General features: G+C 63.9%; 17 protein-coding genes and 3 pseudogenes. 6 read left to right on the top strand and 14 right to left on the bottom strand.

Features of this window, described 5'->3' with window-relative positions:
• Positions 1 to 88: 88 nt before the first annotated feature.
• Positions 89 to 1,717 (bottom strand): chaperonin GroEL, encoded by a 1,629-nt coding sequence (gene groL, locus AC0V7N_RS16130; RefSeq protein ID WP_475459154.1) that lies wholly within the window; start codon positions 1,715 to 1,717, stop codon positions 89 to 91.
• A gap of 90 nt (positions 1,718 to 1,807) precedes the next feature.
• On the bottom strand, positions 1,808 to 2,158 hold the full coding sequence (locus AC0V7N_RS16125; protein ID WP_475459152.1) for a co-chaperone GroES: 351 nt from the start codon (positions 2,156 to 2,158) through the stop codon (positions 1,808 to 1,810).
• A 247-nt stretch (positions 2,159 to 2,405) separates the two neighbouring features.
• Between AC0V7N_RS16125 and AC0V7N_RS16120 the strand changes: the two genes are divergently transcribed.
• Both AC0V7N_RS16120 and AC0V7N_RS16115 read left to right on the top strand, forming a co-directional pair.
• Positions 2,406 to 2,660: a hypothetical protein gene (locus tag AC0V7N_RS16120; protein WP_258582332.1), complete on the top strand. Its 255-nt coding sequence runs from the start codon at positions 2,406 to 2,408 to the stop codon at positions 2,658 to 2,660.
• Positions 2,657 to 2,923 carry a DUF1488 family protein gene (locus AC0V7N_RS16115; protein ID WP_027059776.1) on the top strand — a complete coding sequence of 89 codons (267 nt, stop codon included), beginning with the start codon at positions 2,657 to 2,659 and terminating at the stop codon, positions 2,921 to 2,923. Before AC0V7N_RS16120 ends, AC0V7N_RS16115 begins: the two co-directional genes overlap by 4 nt.
• Before the next feature lie 68 nt (positions 2,924 to 2,991).
• Here the strand turns inward: AC0V7N_RS16115 and AC0V7N_RS16110 are convergent, their stop codons facing one another.
• The 6 genes from AC0V7N_RS16110 to AC0V7N_RS16085 form a co-directional block, all read right to left on the bottom strand.
• Positions 2,992 to 3,213: a DUF6500 family protein gene (locus AC0V7N_RS16110; RefSeq protein WP_475459149.1), complete on the bottom strand. Its 222-nt coding sequence runs from the start codon at positions 3,211 to 3,213 to the stop codon at positions 2,992 to 2,994.
• Positions 3,214 to 3,277: 64 nt separating this feature from the next.
• Positions 3,278 to 3,469, bottom strand: a complete 192-nt coding sequence (locus tag AC0V7N_RS16105) for a hypothetical protein (protein ID WP_475459147.1) — start codon at positions 3,467 to 3,469, stop codon at positions 3,278 to 3,280.
• Between the two features lie 11 nt (positions 3,470 to 3,480).
• Positions 3,481 to 3,726 carry a hypothetical protein gene (locus tag AC0V7N_RS16100; RefSeq protein WP_475459145.1) on the bottom strand — a complete coding sequence of 82 codons (246 nt, stop codon included), beginning with the start codon at positions 3,724 to 3,726 and terminating at the stop codon, positions 3,481 to 3,483.
• A gap of 76 nt (positions 3,727 to 3,802) precedes the next feature.
• Entirely contained in the window at positions 3,803 to 5,047 is a 1,245-nt protein-coding gene (gene dmeF, locus AC0V7N_RS16095) for a CDF family Co(II)/Ni(II) efflux transporter DmeF (RefSeq protein ID WP_475459143.1), read from the bottom strand.
• Positions 5,048 to 5,055: 8 nt separating this feature from the next.
• Complete coding sequence (locus AC0V7N_RS16090; RefSeq protein WP_475459140.1) at positions 5,056 to 5,334, bottom strand: metal/formaldehyde-sensitive transcriptional repressor; 279 nt, start codon at positions 5,332 to 5,334, stop codon at positions 5,056 to 5,058.
• Positions 5,335 to 5,682: 348 nt separating this feature from the next.
• The gene (locus tag AC0V7N_RS16085; protein WP_475459138.1) at positions 5,683 to 6,450 is read right to left on the bottom strand and encodes a sulfite exporter TauE/SafE family protein; all 768 of its coding nucleotides are present in this window, start codon (positions 6,448 to 6,450) and stop codon (positions 5,683 to 5,685) included.
• Between the two features lie 172 nt (positions 6,451 to 6,622).
• Here AC0V7N_RS16085 and AC0V7N_RS16080 point away from each other — a divergent pair, with 172 nt between their 5' ends.
• Entirely contained in the window at positions 6,623 to 7,489 is an 867-nt protein-coding gene (locus AC0V7N_RS16080; protein WP_475459136.1) for a LysR family transcriptional regulator, read from the top strand.
• A gap of 49 nt (positions 7,490 to 7,538) precedes the next feature.
• Here the strand turns inward: AC0V7N_RS16080 and rpoD are convergent, their stop codons facing one another.
• From rpoD to AC0V7N_RS16065, 3 genes and pseudogenes are all read right to left on the bottom strand, one after another.
• On the bottom strand, positions 7,539 to 9,563 hold the full coding sequence (gene rpoD, locus AC0V7N_RS16075; protein WP_475459134.1) for an RNA polymerase sigma factor RpoD: 2,025 nt from the start codon (positions 9,561 to 9,563) through the stop codon (positions 7,539 to 7,541).
• Between the two features lie 422 nt (positions 9,564 to 9,985).
• Positions 9,986 to 11,922, bottom strand: a pseudogene (dnaG, locus tag AC0V7N_RS16070) (DNA primase).
• 140 nt (positions 11,923 to 12,062) lie between these two features.
• Positions 12,063 to 12,440: an RcnB family protein gene (locus AC0V7N_RS16065; protein ID WP_475459132.1), complete on the bottom strand. Its 378-nt coding sequence runs from the start codon at positions 12,438 to 12,440 to the stop codon at positions 12,063 to 12,065.
• Between the two features lie 388 nt (positions 12,441 to 12,828).
• Between AC0V7N_RS16065 and AC0V7N_RS16060 the strand changes: the two genes are divergently transcribed.
• Positions 12,829 to 14,493 carry a Na/Pi cotransporter family protein gene (locus tag AC0V7N_RS16060; protein ID WP_027044202.1) on the top strand — a complete coding sequence of 555 codons (1,665 nt, stop codon included), beginning with the start codon at positions 12,829 to 12,831 and terminating at the stop codon, positions 14,491 to 14,493.
• A gap of 305 nt (positions 14,494 to 14,798) precedes the next feature.
• Positions 14,799 to 15,982, top strand: a pseudogene (locus AC0V7N_RS16055) (MFS transporter).
• Positions 15,983 to 15,997: 15 nt separating this feature from the next.
• On the opposite strand, the gene AC0V7N_RS16050 reads toward AC0V7N_RS16055, so the two are convergent.
• A complete protein-coding gene (locus AC0V7N_RS16050) occupies positions 15,998 to 18,232 on the bottom strand; it encodes a heavy metal translocating P-type ATPase (RefSeq protein WP_475459126.1) in 2,235 nt (744 codons plus the stop codon).
• Between the two features lie 109 nt (positions 18,233 to 18,341).
• Here AC0V7N_RS16050 and AC0V7N_RS16045 point away from each other — a divergent pair, with 109 nt between their 5' ends.
• Positions 18,342 to 18,758: a MerR family transcriptional regulator gene (locus AC0V7N_RS16045; protein WP_475459123.1), complete on the top strand. Its 417-nt coding sequence runs from the start codon at positions 18,342 to 18,344 to the stop codon at positions 18,756 to 18,758.
• Between the two features lie 32 nt (positions 18,759 to 18,790).
• Here the strand turns inward: AC0V7N_RS16045 and AC0V7N_RS16040 are convergent, their stop codons facing one another.
• Positions 18,791 to 19,420: a LysE family translocator gene (locus AC0V7N_RS16040; protein ID WP_475459121.1), complete on the bottom strand. Its 630-nt coding sequence runs from the start codon at positions 19,418 to 19,420 to the stop codon at positions 18,791 to 18,793.
• A 145-nt stretch (positions 19,421 to 19,565) separates the two neighbouring features.
• Positions 19,566 to 20,124, bottom strand: a pseudogene (locus AC0V7N_RS16035) (GNAT family N-acetyltransferase).
• Between the last annotated feature and the right edge of the window lie 36 nt (positions 20,125 to 20,160).

Here is a 20,160-nt window from a genome sequence, read left to right as displayed (position 1 = left end):
CAACTCCGGTGAAGAGCCGGCTTGGCCAGATTCAGGTCAGATCCGGAAGGTGGCTCCTGAGAAGCCACCTTCGCGGACCAGTTGAATCTTAGTAGCCGCCCATGCCGCCGCCGCCACCCGCCGGTGCGGCATCCTTGGCCGGGATGTCGGTGATCATCGCTTCGGCGGTGATCAGAAGTGCTGCGATCGAGCCGGCGTCCTGCAGTGCGGTGCGCACCACCTTTGCCGGATCGACGATGCCGGCCTTGATCATGTCGACATAGGTCTCGTTCTGGGCGTCGAAGCCCTGATTGTGATCCTTGCTGTCGGTGAGCTTGCCGACGACGATCGAGCCTTCAACGCCGGAATTCTCGGCGATCTGGCGGATCGGAGCTTCGAGCGCGCGCAGCACGATCGAAATGCCTGCCGTCACATCGTCATTGGCGCCGGTCAGGCCGGCAAGCGCCGACCGGGCACGCAGCAGGGCGACGCCGCCGCCGGGCACGATGCCTTCCTCAACCGCCGCGCGCGTTGCGTTCAGCGCGTCGTCGATGCGGTCCTTCTTTTCCTTGACTTCCGACTCGGTGACGCCGCCGACGCGGATGACGGCAACGCCGCCCGACAGCTTGGCCAGCCGCTCCTGCAGCTTCTCCTTGTCGTAGTCGGAGGTGGTCTCCTCGATCTGGCCCTTGATCTGGGCGACGCGCGCCTGGATCGTCGCCTTGGTGCCGGCGCCGTCGATGATCGTGGTGGTGTCCTTCTCGATCAGCACGCGCTTGGCGCGGCCGAGCATCTCGATGGTGACGTTTTCGAGCTTGATGCCGAGATCCTCGGAAATCATCTGGCCCGCGGTCAGCACCGCGATGTCTTCCAGCATCGCCTTGCGGCGGTCACCGAAGCCCGGCGCCTTGACGGCCGCGACCTTGAGGCCGCCGCGCAATTTGTTGACGACCAGCGTGGCAAGCGCCTCGCCTTCGACGTCTTCCGAGATGATCAGCAGCGGCCTGCCGCTCTGCACCACCGCTTCGAGGATCGGCAGCATCGCCTGCAGATTGCCGAGTTTCTTCTCGTGGATGAGCACGTAGGGCTCTTCGAGCTCAACGCGCATCTTGTCGGCATTGGTGACGAAATACGGTGAGAGATAGCCGCGGTCGAACTGCATGCCCTCGACGACGTCGAGTTCGGTTTCGGCGGTCTTGGCTTCCTCGACGGTGATGACGCCGTCATTGCCGACCTTGTCCATCGCCTTGGCGATCATCTCGCCGACGGTCGCGTCGCCATTGGCGGCGATGGTGCCGACCTGGGCGATCTCGGCCGACGACTTGACCTTCTTGGCTTTCGATTTGATTTCCCCGACGACGGCGGCAACCGCCTGGTCGATGCCGCGCTTCAAGTCCATCGGGTTCATGCCGGCGGCAACCAGCTTCGCGCCTTCGCGCAGGATCGAGGCGGCCAGCACCGTGGCGGTGGTGGTGCCGTCACCGGCGAGGTCGTTGGTCTTCGAGGCCACTTCGCGCACCATCTGCGCGCCCATGTTCTCGAACTTGTCGGCAAGCTCGATTTCCTTGGCGACGGTGACGCCGTCCTTGGTGATGCGCGGCGCGCCATAGGCCTTGTCGATGATGACGTTGCGGCCCTTGGGGCCGAGCGTGACCTTCACCGCATTGGTGAGGATCTCGACGCCGCGCAGCATGCGGTCACGCGCGTCGGTGGCGAATTTGATTTCCTTGGCAGACATGATTTTTATCCAGTTCGGTTGATGAAGGCAGAGCCTCCATGATCAGTCTCTGAGCGTCCTTGCGCGTCCCGAAGGACACGCGGGCGCTGATCAGGCAGCCTTCTTGGCGGCCACGGTCTTGGCTGCCGCAGTCTTCTCGGTGGCTGCCTCGCTGTTGTCGATGACACCCATGATGTCGGCTTCCTTCATGATCAGAAGGTCCTCGCCGTCGATCTTGACCTCGGTGCCCGACCATTTGCCGAACAGGATCAGGTCGCCGGCCTTGACGTCGAGCGGCACAAGCGCGCCGTTTTCGTCACGTGCGCCGGGGCCGACGGCGATGACTTCGCCTTGCTGCGGCTTTTCCTTGGCATTGTCGGGAATGATGATGCCGCCCTTGGATTTGATATCGCCTTCGGCGCGCCGGATGACGACGCGGTCGTGGAGTGGCCGAAACTTCATGAAAACTTCTTTCTGGGGCCGGCATAGGCGGCCGCTTCCCCCATATAGGCGCTTTGGCACTCGATAGATAGGAGTGCCAAAAATTATTCGCGGGCTCGATGAAATATTGAAAAGTATTATTTCGGCCGGCGATTCCGTGATATCGCGAATGGCATAAATAATTCAAAAAATTGAATTTTGCCGGTCGAGTGCCTATTTATCGGACAAGTTCACTTTCACGATTTCAAACGCAAGGGAGATTTGTTCGATGGCCGAAGGCAATCAGACGATCATGGAAAAAGCTGAAGCCCGCTTTGTCGACAAGCAGAAGAAGACGGCCGAGCGCAACAAGGCAACCGCCGAGTACATGTCCGAGGCCAAGGCCAGGGAGATCAAGACGGCGAAGCTCAGGATTTTGCGACTGGCCAAGGAAGAGGCCGACCGGGTCGCCGAAGCCCTGAACCCGACGCCGAAGAAGAAGCGGGCGACCAAGAAGGCCGCCACAACGGAGGTCAAGACATGAGCCTCACCTTCCCCAACCGCAGCCGCAGCTATGACGAAGCCGGCAAGCGCATCCGTTTCGTCGGCCATGACGGCATGTTCCAGATTTCCTTCTCGGTCGCCGCCGACGCGATGACCCGGATGCAGCCGGCAACCGCGGCCAACGAGGCAGGTTACCTCGCAACGTTCGACACGCAGAGCAGCGCCATCCGCGACGTGGCGTCGAAGGCCTACGACCGCACCCGCAAGAGCATGTATGTACTGACGGCCGCCGACTTCGGCTGAACAGCCCAATGCATGTCGCTCAAAAGTGACCCCGGTTTTGAGACAACGACATGCATAGAAACTAAAGATTAAACCTCGATGCCCTCGATCATCGTGCGTATTTTCGCGGCCTTTTCGAAATGATCGAGGCGGTGGGTTCTGATCCACCATTCCGCTGCTTCCATCAGCAGTTCGGGGTCGTCATTCCTGTTAGCGAAAAACGCGTAGAACGACACGCCGACGGCGGGCCCTTTCTCGGCGATCTTGCGGTCGCAGACCTCCAGTATCTTTTGCCTCAGGCTCGCTCTCACGGGAATCCTCTGGCTTTGGTTCGGCGGGGTTTTGGTCCGCCCTTTGAGCCGGCAGCCGGAACGTTCAATCCTTGCGCTCCGCCCTTTCCCGGCGCTTGACGTCGCGCGCATTCATCTGCACGACCATGTCCTCGGCCTCGCGCGGGCTCATGCCGACCATCACTTTTTGCCTGACCACGGCTGGCTGGCCGGTGAAGATATCGACTATGGTCCAGCTCTGGGGAAGCTCCATGCGCAATGTGTAGCGATTGGCCATGCTGGCTTACCTCAGCCCTGCATCATGAAAAACACTGCTCCCAGGACCAGTATCGTCCAGGCGATCACCGACAGCTTCAGCACCATGCCACCATGCGCGGCCAGAAGCTCCCGCAAGCGCGGCACAATGCCTGCCGAAGAGGCCGGTGCGGCCAGAACAGCCACACGTGCCTTGACACCAAGTTTTCCAAAGACCGGCAGCAGTGACGGTTCACGCACGAAATAACCTCGAATGTCGGGGAAAATCGGAGCGAGCATGCTCGCGCCCTTGCATAGCACTCTTTTCGCGAGCGCCCTGCATGCCAAATGCAAATAGGCGGTTTTAACGTCGGCCCTACGCCGCCTTCCTGACTTCGATCGTCAGATGCGACAATGACCGGAAGCGCGCAAGCCGGCTGCGGTAATAGTCTTCTTGCCGGCGCGTCGGCGTCACCACGGAGACGATGGCGCCGAGATGTCCCGGTCCGAGCCGCCACAGATGCAAGTCGGCAAGCTCATCGCCTTCGCTCTCAATGGTCCGGCGCAGGTTCTCCGCCATGCCACGGTCGGGATTCATGTCGAGCAGGACGGCGCTGGTATCGCGGATCAGCCCGAGCGCCCAACTGGCGATGACCACCGCCCCAACAATGCCGGCGAGCGGATCCATCCACAGCCAGCCGAAGGCGCGGGCAAAGAGCAACCCGATGATGACCAGCACGGACACCGCCGCGTCGGCGACGACATGCACGACAGCGGCGCGCATGTTGTTGTCATGCGTCGCCCTGCCGTGCGCATGCTCATGTTCCTTGAACAGGACCGGATAAGTCTTCCCGCCAAGGGTGACATTGGCCTCGAAGGCGTGCGGCTCGGGTATCTCCTCGATGGATTCCAGACCATCGCCCAAATTTCTGAATGCGAAGAGCTGCCGCGCCCCATCTGACCGCACGGTTTCTATCGAGACGAAGGATGATGCGAGCACCATGCCTGATCCGGAGCGCAGCCTGAAGCGCGGCGGCACGCCGTCCTCGAACACTTCCAGCACCACCTCGCCGTCCGCTGTGGCAATCCGATGCGTCTCGTCATGCTCATGCCCCGCCGCATGGCCGTGGCCATGACTGTGGCCATGACCGTGGCTATGGCCGTGATGATCGCCGCCGCTGAGCAGCCATGCGCTGGCAATGTTGACCGCAAGGCCAAGGCAGGCGACCGGGATGGCCTCGGCGAAATGGATCGGCACCGGCACGTAGAGACGCGTGAGGGATTCATACCCGATCAGCAGCGCGATCATGGCCAGGATGATGGCGCTGGTGAATCCAGCGAGGTCGCCAAGCTTGCCGGTGCCGAAGGTAAAGCGCTGGTCGGCGGCATGGCGGCGCGCATAGGTATAAGCAAGTGCCGCCAGCAACAATGCACCGGCATGCGTGCTCATATGCAGCCCGTCGGCGACAAGGGCGATCGAGCCGAACAAAAGGCCGCCGACGATCTCAGCCACCATCATGACCGCGCAGAGCCAGATCACAGCCCAGGTCTTGCGCTCGCTGTTCTGGTGTTCTTCGCCCAGGAACATGTGGCTGTGGAAGGCGCTGTTGGCTGCGGACATGACGGAACTCACTTCACATAGGTGCGGATGACATCGAGCAGTTGGTCGACCGCTTCGCTGTTGAGCGCGCCGGGGTATCGCTCGGAATCGACGAGATGCGTGCGCACATGATCCTCGATCACCTCGCCCATCAGCCCGGTCATCGCGCCACGCGCCCCAGCGATGAGATGCATGACCGCCTCGCAACCGGCCTCGCTGTCGAGCGCCCGCTCGATGGCCTCGACCTGGCCCCTGATGCGGCGCACGCGCGCCAACAGCTTCTGTTTTTCCCGAATCGTATGTGTCATGCCGGCCGATTTAGCATAGCCTCCTACCCTATACAAGAATGCAGGTGGCAGGCCCGACCCTTGCTCGACGCATCGGGTGCTGCATGTTCAATGCCAGTCGTGCGCTATTGTCTGGCCTTCACAGGGGAGCCGCTCAAACGCGATGGATTTTTGGAGGCCTCGCCTCGGGATCGAACCGAGGCTTCAGAGATTTGCCGTCTCCAGCGTAGCCGCTCCGCCACGAGGCCATTGCCGTTGACCTAACGGGGAAATGCTTGCGGAAAAGTTAAGCCCGAAGGCTGTTCTGTCGGCACTTTGCGAAATGCCGCTGCGCGTCCTCATGGCAACGCCTTTTCGGAGCCGAGCTGCTCACCGCCCGAGGATGGAATCCAACGCCGGCAGGCTGACGATCGACGCCATGGCGATGAGGCCGTAGCAGGCCCAGCGAAAGCCGCGCTCACTGGTGCGTCCGAACAGGCGCGAGCCGAGATAGAGACCAAGTCCATAGAACGGGCCTGTCACCAGCGCCAGGCCAAGAACGGGCAGCGTGATCAGCCTACCGGCCAGGTAACTCGCGGCGGTCAGCGCGCTCGACAGGGCGAAATACAAGACGATGTTGGCGCGCACGACCTCGCCATTGCCGCCGCCGCCAAGCCAATAGGCCACGACCGGCGGACCGCCGACCTGGGCAGCGCCCGAGAAGAAGCCGGCAAGCCCGCCGACACCGACCGTCAGCGGCGTCGCCGGGCGGCCATGGTAGCGCCAGCCCGACATCAACAGGCCAAGCAGCAGCACCACCAGAGCCACGATGCCCCAGCGCAGCGTGAGCGGGTCCATGCGCGTCAGCGCATAGGTGCCGAGCGGGACGCCGACCAGCGCGCCGAGCGTCATGGTGCCGACGCTGGGCCGGTCGGCCAGCAGCCAGCCGCGCGGCAGCAGGCCAAGGGCGGCAACCGCATCGATGATCAGCAGCAGCGGCGCCGTCGATTGCGGCCCGATGATCGAGCTCGCCAGCGGCATGAAGATCAGCGCCGCACCGAAACCGGAAAACCCACGCGCCAGGCCGGCAATGAAAGCGACCGCCAGAAGGAACAGCACCGCGCCTTCGGAGTGGCCTGACATGGACAGGTCGGCCATGCTCATGTCCGATCGGAGCCGCGGCCGGGCTGCCTTGGTGCCTGCCAGCGATGACATTGACAAGCGTGGTCTTCGGCGCGGATCACATCGTCTCTCCGGTGATGGACACAGCGAGCATAACGCAGCATTCTCGCAGCTTCATGCTGAAAGATCGCCGCATAGAGCTGCAAAAATGCACGACATCGACTGGAATGACCTGCGCTACGTGCTGGCGCTGACCCGTGAAGGGTCCTTCGCCGCCGCCGGCCGCCGGCTTGGACTGGATCCGACAACGGTGGCGCGGCGCCTGCGGGCGATCGAGCGTGCGCTCGGCGTGCGCCTGTTCGAGCGCGGCACGGAAGGCGAAATGCGGCCGACGCAGGCCGGCGAGGTCGCGGCCAGCCGGGCGGAAGCGGTGGAGGCCGAGATCGGCGGGCAGACGCTCGCGGTCAAGGGCGCCGACAGCGAAATCAGCGGCACGGTGCGGGTCACCGCCGTGCCGATCCTGATCAACCGGGTGCTGATCCCCGCTGTTTCAGACCTTGTCGCCCGCCATCCCGGATTGCGGCTGGAACTGGTCGCCGACCCCAGCGATGTCAGCCTGACCCGCCGCGAGGCGGACATTGCGCTGCGGCTTGCACGGCCCGGTACGGAATCCGGCAGCCGGATCATCGCCAGGCGCATCGGCATCGACAGCGCCCAGCGTTTTCCGGATGCCATGCGGCTGAGTGCGGCGCATGTCGAAGCGCTGGATCTCTTCGACAGCCTCGCCAACGACCCGCAGCTGAACCTGTCGATGCGGCTTCGGCCGGGCGACATGCAGTTCGTCTACAATCATTCGCTGCTGCACGACCGCATGGGTTTTCGCGATTGGCCGGACCCGGACAAGCGGCGCCATATGCTGCGCCTGTGGCTGTCGGTGCCCGTCGACCGCCCGCTGCCCGAGTGTTTCAGGCAGCGCTACGGCTCGATCGAGATCGGCGATCGCGGCGGCATCATCGTCAAGGGGACGCGGCTGAACGTGCCGTTGTACGGCAATTCGATAAACCACCTGAAATGAAAAAGGGCGCCTCGATGGGCGCCCTTGGTCTCTTTGCAATTGGTAAGTGTCAGCTGTCGAGGAAGCTGCGCAGCTTGCGCGACCTGCTCGGGTGCTTGAGCTTGCGCAGCGCCTTGGCTTCGATCTGGCGGATACGCTCGCGGGTGACCGAGAACTGCTGGCCGACTTCTTCCAGCGTGTGGTCGGTGTTCATGCCGATGCCGAAGCGCATGCGCAGCACACGCTCCTCGCGCGGCGTCAGCGAGGCCAGAACGCGCGTGGTGGTTTCGCGCAGATTGGCCTGGATCGCCGCGTCGATCGGCAGGATCGCCATCTTGTCCTCGATGAAATCGCCCAGATGCGAATCCTCCTCGTCGCCGACCGGCGTTTCGAGCGAGATCGGCTCCTTGGCGATTTTCAACACCTTGCGCACTTTTTCGAGCGGCATGGCGAGCTTTTCGGCCAGTTCCTCCGGCGTCGGCTCGCGGCCGATCTCGTGCAGCATCTGGCGCGAGGTGCGCACGATCTTGTTGATCGTCTCGATCATGTGCACCGGAATGCGGATGGTGCGCGCCTGGTCGGCGATCGAACGCGTGATCGCCTGCCGGATCCACCATGTCGCGTAGGTCGAGAACTTGTAGCCGCGGCGGTATTCGAATTTGTCGACCGCCTTCATCAGGCCGATATTGCCTTCCTGGATCAGGTCGAGGAACTGCAGGCCGCGATTGGTGTATTTCTTGGCGATGGAGATGACGAGGCGCAGATTGGCCTCGACCATTTCCTTCTTGGCGATCGCGGCTTCGCGTTCGCCCTTCTGCACCTGGTTGACGATCTTGCGGAATTCCAGGATCGAGATCGCGGTTTCGGTGGCCAGATGCTGGATCTCGGCGCGCAGCTCCTTGATCGCATCCTTCTCGTTCTTGGTGAATTCCTTCCAGCCGCGCGACGTCAGATTGCCGATCGCGCGCGTCCAGTTGGGATCGAGCTCGGAGCCCTGATATTCCTTCAGGAACTCCTCGCGGCGCACGCCATAGCTTTCGGCGAGCCGCAACAGCTTGCCCTCATTCTGCACCAGACGCTTGTTGATGTCGTAGAGCTGCTCGACCAGCGCCTCGATGCGCGCGGTGTTGAGCGACAGCGACTTCACCGCCTTGATCAGCTGGTCCTTCAGCTCCTTCAGCCGGCGGTCCTGGCTGGGCGACAGCGTGCCGGCGGCGGCCAGACGGTTCTCGACCTGCTGGTCCTGCAGCTTGCGCAGCTTCTTGTAGGTGTCGGCGATGACGTCGAGCGTCTCCATCACCTGCGGGCGCAGTTCCGCTTCCATCGCCGCCAGCGACAGGCTCGCCTCGTCCTCGTCTTCCTCGTCGTCATCGCCGATGCCGCGCGTGTCGGCGGCGACATTGGTGATGTCTTCTTCCTCGTCGCGGCCGCGGCGCGGCTTTTCCTCGACCTTGGGCGCTTCCTCGATGCGCTCGACCACCGGTGCCTGCTTGGCTTCGGGGCCGGCATAGGTGGCTTCGAGGTCGATGATCTCGCGCAGCAGGATCTTGGATTCGTTGAGCTCGTCGCGCCAGATGATGATGGCCTGGAAGGTCAGCGGGCTTTCGCACAGGCCCGCGATCATCGTCTCGCGGCCGGCCTCGATGCGCTTGGCAATGGCGATTTCGCCTTCGCGCGACAGAAGCTCGACCGAGCCCATCTCGCGCAGATACATGCGCACCGGATCGTCGGTGCGATCGGTCGGCTCTTTCTTGGTGGTGGTGGCGGCGACCGCGGTGCCGGTCTGCTCGGCCAGCTCGTTGGCGTCTTCCTCGGCGTCCGCCGCGGTGTCGCCGGCCTCGGCCTCTTCGCCCTGTTCGTCATCCTCGACGACATTGATGCCCATGTCGGACAGCATTGCCATCGTGTCCTCGATCTGCTCGGAGGTCACTTCCTCGGAAGGCAGCACCGAATTCAGCTCGTCCATCGTGACATAGCCGCGTTTCTTGGCGGCCTTGATCATCTTCTTGACAGCATCATCGGAAAGGTCGAGCAGAGGGCCATCGGTGGCGCCTTCGCGTTCGGTCTCGACCTCTTCCTTTTCCTTAGTCGCCATAATTTTTATCTTCTCCAAGCGGCTGCCATCGAAGCCGCGTAAGCTGTCGGACCAGTCGAAACCGGATGTGCTCGCTTATGAAACGCGCTTCACCGGGCCAGTAACCGCATCATCTCTTTGTTTGGTGCATGTCGTTGCCCAAAACCGGTTTCCACTTTTGGGCGACATGCATTAAGTCCAGATTAACCCTGATATCTGTGGCAGGCGGCCTGCCTGTCCAGTCACCAGTACCTCACATCGCTCATTTCCCGTCGGCGCGGGTGCGGGTTAACGTTTCGAATCGTCCTGATTCCGCCATTCTGTCGGAAGGTCAAGCGCCTCTCGCATGATTCGCATGAAAAAAGCGAATCAATTACCCGACTTAGCGCGCCCTGCCCCCTGGGGAAGCCTGGCCACGCTCTCATTCCTGTATTCAGCTGCACTTAGGCTCGCCCAGCCCTGCCCGACGAAACACCGAATCCTTCGATCAGCGCTTCCGTCGCCTGTACATCCTGAAATTGCGCCTGAATTTCGATCAGATGGCGGAAGTTTTCGTCCGAGGGATCTGCTTCGAGCGCTGCTTCCGCCTGTTTCAGCTCCTTATGTAAGGTGCGCGCGCTGCGCTGCAAGTGCAGCGCCTGGTTCAGAGCGTCGCGGGCATCGTCGAGCGCCGCCGTCTCCAGCGCCGGCCACTGCCGCGCCCGCTTGATCAGTTCGACGGCGCGCCCCCAGATCTCGGCGCAGCCGGCGCGCTCGATCGTCGTCACCACCGCGTGGCGGTCATTGGCCATGTCATGCGCCATCGCGTCGAGGATGACGGCGTGCAGCCGCTGCAGATCGGAATTGGCAAGGTCGAGAAATTCGACATGGGCGAAATTCTCATCGATCAGCGGGGGATGGTTGACCAGCGCCACGATGATCGTCGCCTCGCGCACCGACATTCCCTCGCTGCCGCGCTTGACCAGCGCCGATTGGCCGAGGCTTTCGGTGATCGCCATGCGGCCGCCGCCAGGCTTGGCGAATTGTCCGCCGGGTGCGGGGGCTGCCTTGCCCTGCCCCGGTTTCCACTCCTGGCGCCCCTGCCGCGCGTCGCGCTGCGAGCCGAAGAAGCTCTTTCCCGCTCACGCATTTCCTGCTGGTAGTGATAGCGCGTGCTTTCGTCGCGGATGCGGCTGGCGAGTTCCCGCAGCGTCTTTCCCAGTTCCGCCCGCCGCTCCGGCGTGTCGAAGACACCGCCCGCCGTCTCGCGCATCCACAACAGGTCGACCAGCGGCCGCGCATCGGCAAGTACGGCGCGGAAAGCGTCCGGCCCCTCGGCCTTGACGAGGTCGTCGGGATCCTTGCCTTCCGGCAGCAGCGCGAAGCGCGCCGAGCGCCCGGCCTGCACCGATGGCAGTGCCAGATCGGCGGCACGCCATGCCGCCTTCAGCCCGGCCTTGTCGCCGTCGAAGCACAGCATCGGCTCGCCCGCCATGCGCCACAACAGTTCGAGCTGGTTTTCGGTGAGCGCGGTGCCGAGCGGCGCCACGACATTCTCGAAACCGGCCTGCGCCAGCGCGATCACGTCCATATAGCCTTCGACGGCAATGACCGTGCCGCCCTTGGCCAAAGCCTTGCGGGCGCGGGCGAAATTGTAGAGCACATTGCCCTTGTGAAAGAGCTCGGTGTCGGGCGAGTTCATGTATTTGGCCAGCGCATCGGGAGCCAGCGCGCGTCCGCCAAAGGCAATGATCTTGCCGCGCGAATCCGGGATCGGGAACATGATGCGGTCGCGGAACCAGTCATAGGAGACCGGGATATCGTCGCCATGGCGCACCAGCCCGCACGCCTCGATATCGGCTTTCGGCACGCCCTTTGCCGCCAGATGCTCCTTCAGCGCATTGCGGCTGTCGGGCGCGAAGCCGAGCCGGAACGACTGCTGCGTCGCCGGCGTCAGCCCACGGTCCCTGAGATAGGCGCGGGCCTTCGCCCCTTCCGGTCCCTGCAGCCGTTCCTGGAAGAAGGCGGTCGCCATTTCCATGACGTCGGTCAGGCTGGCGCGTTCCTGCTCGCGCCGTTCCTCCCGCTCGTCGCGCACCGGCATCGGCACGCCGGCCATGTCGGCGATCTTCTCGACCGCCTCGGGAAAACTCAATCCTTCGAGTTCGGTGAGGAATTTGAAATGGTCGCCCGAGACCGAGCAGCCGAAACAGTGGTAACGCCCCTTCTTGTCCTCGCAATGGAAGGACGGGCTCTTCTCGCCATGGAACGGGCAACAGGCCCAATAGTCGCCTCGCGACGTATTGGTCTTCTTGCGATCCCACGCGACGCGCTGGCCGATGACCTGTGAAATCGGCACGCGGTCGCGGATCTCGTCGAGAAAGGCGGGCGGAAAGCGCATTGAGGGAACTCGTTTCCCCACCATATAAGCATGCCAGCGAAATCCGACGACCCCCAATACGGGCCATACCCGGTTTCCACAGGGCAAAAAGAAAGGCGGCCTTTGCGGGCCGCCCTGCCTTTTAGTCCAGCGCTGGATGCTTACTGCGCGGCAAGCGCGCCGAAGATGACGCCCGACAGGATGCCGACCAGCACATAGTCGTTGCCGACGCGGATCCATTCCTGGCCGCGGCCGGGACGATGCAGGCCGTAGCGGCCGTAGTCGCGCACCGGCTGATGCTGCCTCCAGCCGGAATATTTCTGACCATTGCGCCAGTTGTTCCGCTTCACGACGACCTTCTTCTCGAAGCGCTTCTGGATGACACGCTTCTTGACATCCCGGTGGGTGGGCTGCTGCCAGTCGACCTTGGTGTAATTCGACTGCGGCGCGACCGGCGCATTCATCGGCGCGGCCTGGCCGGTGAGCGACGTGGCGGCCAGCATCGAGACGGCGAGGACCGAAAGAACAATGCGTTTCATGAGAAGTCTCCTTGGTTGTCGATGCCAAAGGAGTAGCGGCCGGGGGATGAACCGAAACTGAACAGCAGCATTACAATTATGTAATGAAATCCTACGCTTATTCCTGAGATTTGAACATCATCGCAAAGTTGACAGTGGGACGGGCGGCAAGCGTCGTCGATCCGCGTTGGCGCAGTGGGACGGCAATGAACCCATTTGCACACCCGTCCATTTTCCGACACCCCCTGTCGCGCTGCGACGACCCCTTGAAATCGACAAGATTTTATTATTCGGCTAAACTATTCCAGTCATTATCGGTCACTGCCATGAACATGATTCGCATCCGCTTTTTCCCCCTTGCTCGCTGTGCTGTTCGCACCGCGCTGGCCTTGCGTTTGCAGGCAGCGAAATGAGCGGTTCCGTCGTTCTCCTGCATCTGGCCGGCGCCGTCGCGCTGATGCTGTTTGCCACCCGCATGGTGAAGACCGGCGTCGAACGCGCCTATGGTGATGTGCTGCGCCACAGGCTGCGCGCCACCATGCGCAATCCGATCATGGCCGTGCTGGCCGGCACCGGCCTCGCCATCGCGCTGCAGAGCTCCACCGCGGTCACCCTGCTGGTCGGCTCCTTCGCCGGTTCCGGCATCGTCTCGGGCGCCGCCGGCCAATTGGCCGTGCGCGGCGCCGAGATCGGCTCGGCGCTCGTGGTCAAGCTCTTGACCTTCGATCTCACGCTGCTGGTGCCGCTCTGCCTGATCACCGGCACGGTGATGTTCATGGCCACCGAGCGGCGCGACTGGCGCCAGACCGGCCGCATCCTGGTCGGCATCGGGCTTCTGATCCTGTCGCTGGAAATGATCGGCCAGGCCTCCGAGCCGCTGCGCAACAGCCAGCTCATGCCGGTCATCATCAATTACTTCTCCAGCGATTCCATCACCGCCTATCTGTTGGCGGCGCTGATCACCTGGCTGTTCCAGTCGAGCATCGCGGCGGTGCTGCTGATGGCGACACTCGCCGGCCGCGGCCTGATCAGCCCCGAGCTCGGCGTCGTCCTCATCCTCGGCGTCAATCTCGGCTCCTCGATCATCGCGCCGATGCTGACCCGCTCGGCCGGCCCCGCCGTGCGCGTCGTGCCGATCGGCAATCTCCTGATGCGCGGGCTTGGCTCGCTGATCATGCTGATCCTGTTCATGATTGTCCGTCCGCATGTCGGCTTCCTCGGCGCGACGGCGGCGGATCAGATCGTCAACGCCCACATCCTGTTCAACGTCATCATCCTGCTCGCCGGCCTGCCGCTGGCCGGCTTCGTCTACCGTGCCTCGGAAAAGATCGTGGCATTGGGCACCAAGCCGGAGCCGGCCGCCTCGCTCGACATTGTAGAGCTGTCCGCGCTCAACGAGAGCGCGCTCGACGTGCCGAGCCAGGCGCTGGGCAATGCAACGCGCGAGGTGGTGCGGGTCTGTGAAACCGTCGAGATCATGCTGAAGCGGATCATGGAACTCTACGAGAGCGCCGACGCCGACAAGATCAAGGCGCTGGCGGCCCTCGACGACCGTGTCGACCGCAAGCACGCGGCGATCAAACTCTATCTCGCCAAGCTCACCAAGAACCAGCTGACCGAGGACGAGGCCCTGCGCTGCCAGGAGCTGATCGGCGCCTGCATCAAGCTCGAGCAGGTCGGCGACATCATCGTTCGCAACATGCTGGTGCATGTGAAGAAGAAGTTCGAGCGCGGGCTGGAATTCACCGACGAGGGCTGGAGCGAATTGTGCGCCTTCCACAGCTCGGTGCTGGCCAATGCAAGGCTTGCCTTCAACGTGCTGGTCTCGCGCGACCCTGAAACGGCTCGCCAGCTGGTGCTGGAGAAGGACCAGTTGCGCGACCGCGAGAAGGAAACCAGCGCCAGCCACTTCCTGCGGCTGCGCGAAGGTACCGCCAAAAGCGTCGAAACCAGCTCGATCCACCTCGACACCATCCGTGACCTGAAGCAGATCAACTCGCTGCTGGCCTCGATGGCCTACCCGGTGCTCGAAGAGCGCGGCCTGCTGACCGGGTCGCGGTTGAAGGCGAGCTGACAAGCTGCCGATCTCCCCCCTCGTGGGGGAGATGTCCGGCAGGACAGAGGGGGGCGCCGTAGAGCGCCAACGTTGATACCCTTTTTAATTTTGTTGCCGTCGTCAGCTCCGGGCAGAAAGTTTGATAGGCTGGCGGGACAACGCCCCCCTCTGGCCTGCCGGCCATCTCCCCCACGAGGGGTGAGATTGGCGCTTCACCGCCTCGCCATCCACCATTCAAGAAAACCTAAACTCGCGACAATAATTTCTGGATTGCCCCCGCCGTCCATCCGTGGTTTGAGGCCGTTCCAGCCAAGGCTTTCCCCATGTCGCTTCCGCTCATTGCCCTGTTCATCGCTGCCTTCGCTTTCGGCACCACCGAATTCGTCATTGCCGGCGTGCTGCCACAAGTAGCTGAGGGTCTTGGCGTCTCGGTTCCCTCCGCCGGCTATCTCGTTTCCGGCTATGCCTGCGGCATCGCCATCGGCGGCCCGCTGCTGGCGCTCGCCACCAAATCCTTGCCGCGCAAGACCTTGCTGCTCGGCCTCGCCGTCGCCTTCACCATTGGCCAGGCGGCCTGTGCGCTGGCGCCCGATTTCACGTCCATGCTGTTTCTGCGCATTGCCGTTGCGGTGGCGCATGGCGCCTATTTCGGCGTTGCCATGGTGGTCGCCGTCGGCCTCGTTCCCGAAGACAAACGCGGCATGGCGGTGGCGGTCATCCTGTCCGGCCTCACCGTCTCCAACGTCATCGGCGTGCCGGCCGGCACCGCCATCGGCAACATCTGGGGCTGGCGCGCGACCTTCTGGGTGATGTGCGCGCTGGGCGTGGCTGCAACGCTCGCCATGGCTGCCCTTCTGCCGCGCACCACGGGATCATCCGCGAGGCATGTCGGCCTTGCGCGCGAAATCCGCGTCCTGGCGCGCCAGCAGGTCTGGACCTCGCTGATCCTGATGCTGATGCTGATGCTCGGCCAATTCTGCCTGTTCACCTACATCACGCCGACTTGCTGGAGGTCACCGGGCTCGACGAGAACCTGGTGCCCTGGGTGCTGCTGCTGAACGGCGTCGGCGCCACGCTTGGCGTCTTCCTTGGCGGCAAGCTGTCCGACTGGAAGCTGATGCCGTCGCTGATCACCATGCTTGGCCTACAGGCGGTGACGCTGGCGGTCATCTACGCCGTCAGTCCCTATCCCCTGCCGATGGTTGTCGCGATCGTCATCTGGGGCGGCCTCAACTTCGCCATCGGTACGCCGATACAGACCCGCATCCTGGCCTGGACGGCCGACGCCTCCAACCTCGCCTCCTCGCTGATCCCGTCCGGCTTCAACGTCGGCATCGCGCTGGCGGCGTCGCTGGGCGCCGCCATGCTCAATGCCGGCTACGGCTATCGCAGCCTGCCGGTGGTCGGTGCTATCGCGATGCTGGTCGCCGTGGTCGTGGCTGTCGTCTCCAACATCTGGGAAGGGCGCAGCAACGCCACGCCGCCCCTGACGGCACCCGCCGAGTAGCCCACGACAAAGCCCTCACCCGCGCCAGCGCAGCAGGCGCATGGCGTTCGCGGTGACCAGTACGGTGGCGCCGGTGTCGGCCAGGATCGCCGGCCACAGGCCGGTGATGCCCAAAATGGTGGTGACCAGGAACACCGCTTTCAGCCCCAGCGCCACGGTGATGTTCTGGCCGATATTGGCCATCACCGCCCGCGACAGCCGCACCATGCGGGCAACGTCCATGACGCGGCCATGCAGGATCGCCGCATCCGCCGTCTCAAGCGCCACATCGGTACCACCGCCCATGGCGATGCCGATGTCGGCGGCGGCCAGCGCCGGCGCGTCGTTGATGCCGTCGCCGACCTTGGCCACCTTGAACCCTTCGCGCTGCAATTCGCCGACGATGCGCTGCTTGTCCTGAGGCAGCAATTCCGCCCGCGCCTCGATGCCGAGCGAAGCGGCGATGGCCTCAGCTGTGCGGCGGTTGTCGCCGGTCAGCATCACCGTGCGGATGCCCTCTGCCTTGAGTGCCATGATGCCGGCCGCCGCATCCGGCCGCGGCTCGTCGCGCATGGCGATCAGCCCGGCCACCATGCCATCGGCCACCAGCACCGACACGGTCTTGCCCTGGCCGTTGAGACTGTCGACGGCAAGGCGTTGCGGTTGCGTCATCTCTGCACGCTCGCCCGCCGCCGGGCCGGAACCCAGGAAGACGGCGACGCCGCCGACGCTGCCCTCGACGCCCTTGCCGGAGATCGCCTTCGCCGCCAAGGCCGGCGGCACCGGCGCCTTGTCGGCCTTGGCCCTGTCCAGGATCGCCACCGCCAGCGGATGGCTGGAGCCCTGCTCGAGCGCCGCCGCCAGCGCCAGCACGCTGCGCTCATCGCGGCCATAGGCCACGATGTCGGTGACGACAGGTTTGCCCGCGGTCAGCGTGCCGGTCTTGTCGAAAGCCACCGCCGTGATCCGGCGAAAGCCCTCCAGCACCGCGCCGCCCTTCATCAGCAGGCCACGCCGCGCGCCGGTCGCCAGACCGGCAGCGATCGCGGCAGGCGTCGAGATGACCAGCGCGCAGGGGCAACCGATCAGCAGGATGGCCAGGCCCTTGTAGATCCATTCGTTCCAGTCGCCGCCGGCGACCAGCGGCGGCAGCAGCGCCACCAGCGCGCCGACCACCAGCACCCCGGGCGTATAGGTGCGCGAAAAGCGATCGATGAAGCGCTCGGTCGGCGCCTTGGCCTCCTGCGCCTCCTCCACCAGCCGCACGACGCGGGCGATGGTGTTGTCGGAGGCGGCCGCCGTCACCCTCACCTTGAGCACGCCATCGCTGTTGATCGTACCGGCGAAGACGGGCTCGCCAACGCTCTTGCGCTTCGGCGTGCTTTCGCCCGTCACCGGCGCCTCATCGATATCACCAGACCCTTCCACAATCTCGCCGTCGGCCGGGATGCGATCGCCCGGCCGCACCACGATGACATCGCCGACGCCGAGCTGTTCGGCGGGAACTTCAACCGTGCCGCCTGCCCGCTCGACCAGCGCTGTCTTCGGCACCAGATCGGCAAGCCCCTGGATGCTGGCCCGCGCACGGCCGGCGGCGACACCTTCCAGAAGTTCGCCGATCAGGAACAGCACCACAACGGCCGCCGCTTCTTCCGTGGCGCCGATCATCACGGCGCCAACAGCCGCGATGGTCATCAGCATCTCGATCGAGAACGGCGTGCCGGCCAGGGCCGCCATCAGCGCGCGCCGCGCGATCGGCACCAGACCGACCAGCAGTGCAGCCAGGAAGACCCAACGCTCAGCCGAAGGGAACAGATGGCCGATACCGTAAGCAGCGACAAGCGCCGCGGCACAAGCCAGCGTCAGCGCCGCGCGGCGGGTACGCCACCACGCCTGCCCTGGCTCGGCGTGGCTGTGGAGGTGAGATGACGCTGCGGACTCTCCGTCTCCATGATCATGGCCCGCGTGGTCCTGACCTTCATGATCATGCCCTTCGTGGTCATGATCGGCGTGGTCCTGCACCTTGGCTGCTGGCCCCTCGGCCTTGGCTTCCGCCCTGACGATGCCGTAGCCCAGCCGCCCCACGTGCCGCAGCACCTTGTCGTCATTGAGCGGGCCACCATGGCTGACGGTCATGCTGGCGCCGGTCACCGATACCGAGACGTCGGCGACGCCGTCGAGGCGACGCACCGCCGTATCGATCTTGGCCGCGCAGGAAGCGCAATCCATGCCGCCGATCTTGAACCGTGTCTGCTTTAGAGGAGCCGTCATCTCATCACCTGTCTGCTTCACCCGCGCGGCGCGCCGCCGCATGGGCCTTGAACCCTGATGTCAGGCACTGTAATTGCTCTAGTCACTAGAGCTTCAAGAGGCGAAATGCATGTTTTCGATCGGTGATCTCTCCCGCCGCACCGGGGTCAAGGTGCCGACCATCCGCTACTACGAGCAGATGGGCCTGGTCGCCGCGCCCGAGCGCTCGGAAGGCAACCAGCGCCGCTATTCCAGGCAGGAGCTGGAACGGCTGGCCTTCATCCGCCACGCCCGCGACCTCGGCTTCGCCGTCGAGGACATCCGCTCGCTGATCGAATTGAGCGGCCATCCCGAGCAGCCTTGCGGCCATGCCGACAAGATCGCGCAGGAGCAGCTGATCTCCGTGCGCGAAAAGATCGCCCAGCTGAAGCGGCTGGAAACCGAGCTGGAGCGCATCGCCTCCTGCTGCGACGGCAAGACGGTCGGCGACTGCTACGTCATCCGCGCATTGTCGGACCACGCGCTGTGTGCCGACGAGCACGGATGAGTAAGCCGTGAGGTGCGATAATTCCGACTGGCTCAGGCCCGCGAAAACAGCAGGCTGAGACCGGCAAAGCCGAAGAAGGCAGCCAGCACCCCTTCGATACCGCGTCGCGCCCGACGATACATGCGCACCATCGGTGGGGTCGAAAAGGCCAGGGCATAGCCGCAAAATATCGTCACGCTCAGCACCGCGCAGCCAGCCAGGATGAGAATGACATCTTGCCTGGAAGCCCCTGGGCCGAGCCCGAGCGTGACCAGGGCGATCCAGCCGAGAATGGATTTCGGATTGCTGAGATGCATCAGCAGGCCGCGCCTGTAGAGCGCAATGCCTGATACCGGGCGATCAACGAAGTGCCCAGCGTCACCATCCCTGGTCAGAGCGCCCTTGGCTGCCTTGACCGCCAGAAAGAGCAGATAGAGGCCACCCAGTATCTTCAGGACAATGAGAGCTTGCGCATAGCGCGTCAGCAAAGCGGAGATGCCGGTCGCGGCCATGAGCCCCCAGAAGACCGAGCCGGTGATGACGCCGGCGGCGAGCAGCAGGGCGGCATTGCGGCCCTGGTGCATCGCGGTTCCCATGATCCGCATGTTGCTCGGCCCGGGACTTGCCGCCGCAATGATGTAAGCGGTGTAGACGAGGAGCAGGTGATGCAGATCGACGGACACGAGGGGCCTTCGCAAGCTGGGTTGAGCCAAGGTGGGTCCTTGGTACGAAGTATTGATACTATTCCCTTCGCGGTTTCCGATAGGCGACAGACCGGGACGCGCTATGATCCAGCAAGCTTTCTTTCGAGCACATCAGGTGCAAGCCCTACAACTCGATCCGGAACCGCAAACTCTCCACTCCGCCATAGGCGGCGTCCTCGAAGAAGCGCTCGACCAGTCTGCCGCCATTGGCCAGGATCACCTTGTGCGACGCCGGATTGCCCGGCTTGGCGGTGACCTCGACATAGGGCAGGCCGACGGCCCTCGCCTCGTCCAGCATCAGCCGCAAGGCCTCGGTGGCGTAGCCGCGCCGCCGCTTCCATGGCACCACCGCATAGCCGATATGGCCAAGCACATGCGATGGCAGCATTGCCGTGCCCTTCTGCCAGCGAAAGCCGATCGAGCCCGATGCCTCGCCGTCCCAGATCCAGCGGCGGAACCCCGGCAGGCGCGGCACTTGTGTGCCGTCGGGCAAGGTGATCGGACAGCCCGCCGCTTCTGGGATCATCGAGGCTGGCCAGGAATGCCACCGGATTCTGCTCTATCGCCGCGAGCTGCTCGCGCGTCGCCTCAATCAGCCGCACATTGTCCGGCGACCAGCCGCGCTCGAGCGCCGCCTTGTAGGACGGCAGATGTTCAAGTGCTGGTTTGACGATCTCGACCACGATCCTTGCTCCATGCCAGGCCAAGCAGGCATAGCC

The organism is Mesorhizobium kamtschaticum (assembly GCF_056174585.1).
This window is presented reverse-complemented; position numbering and strand designations above follow the sequence as displayed.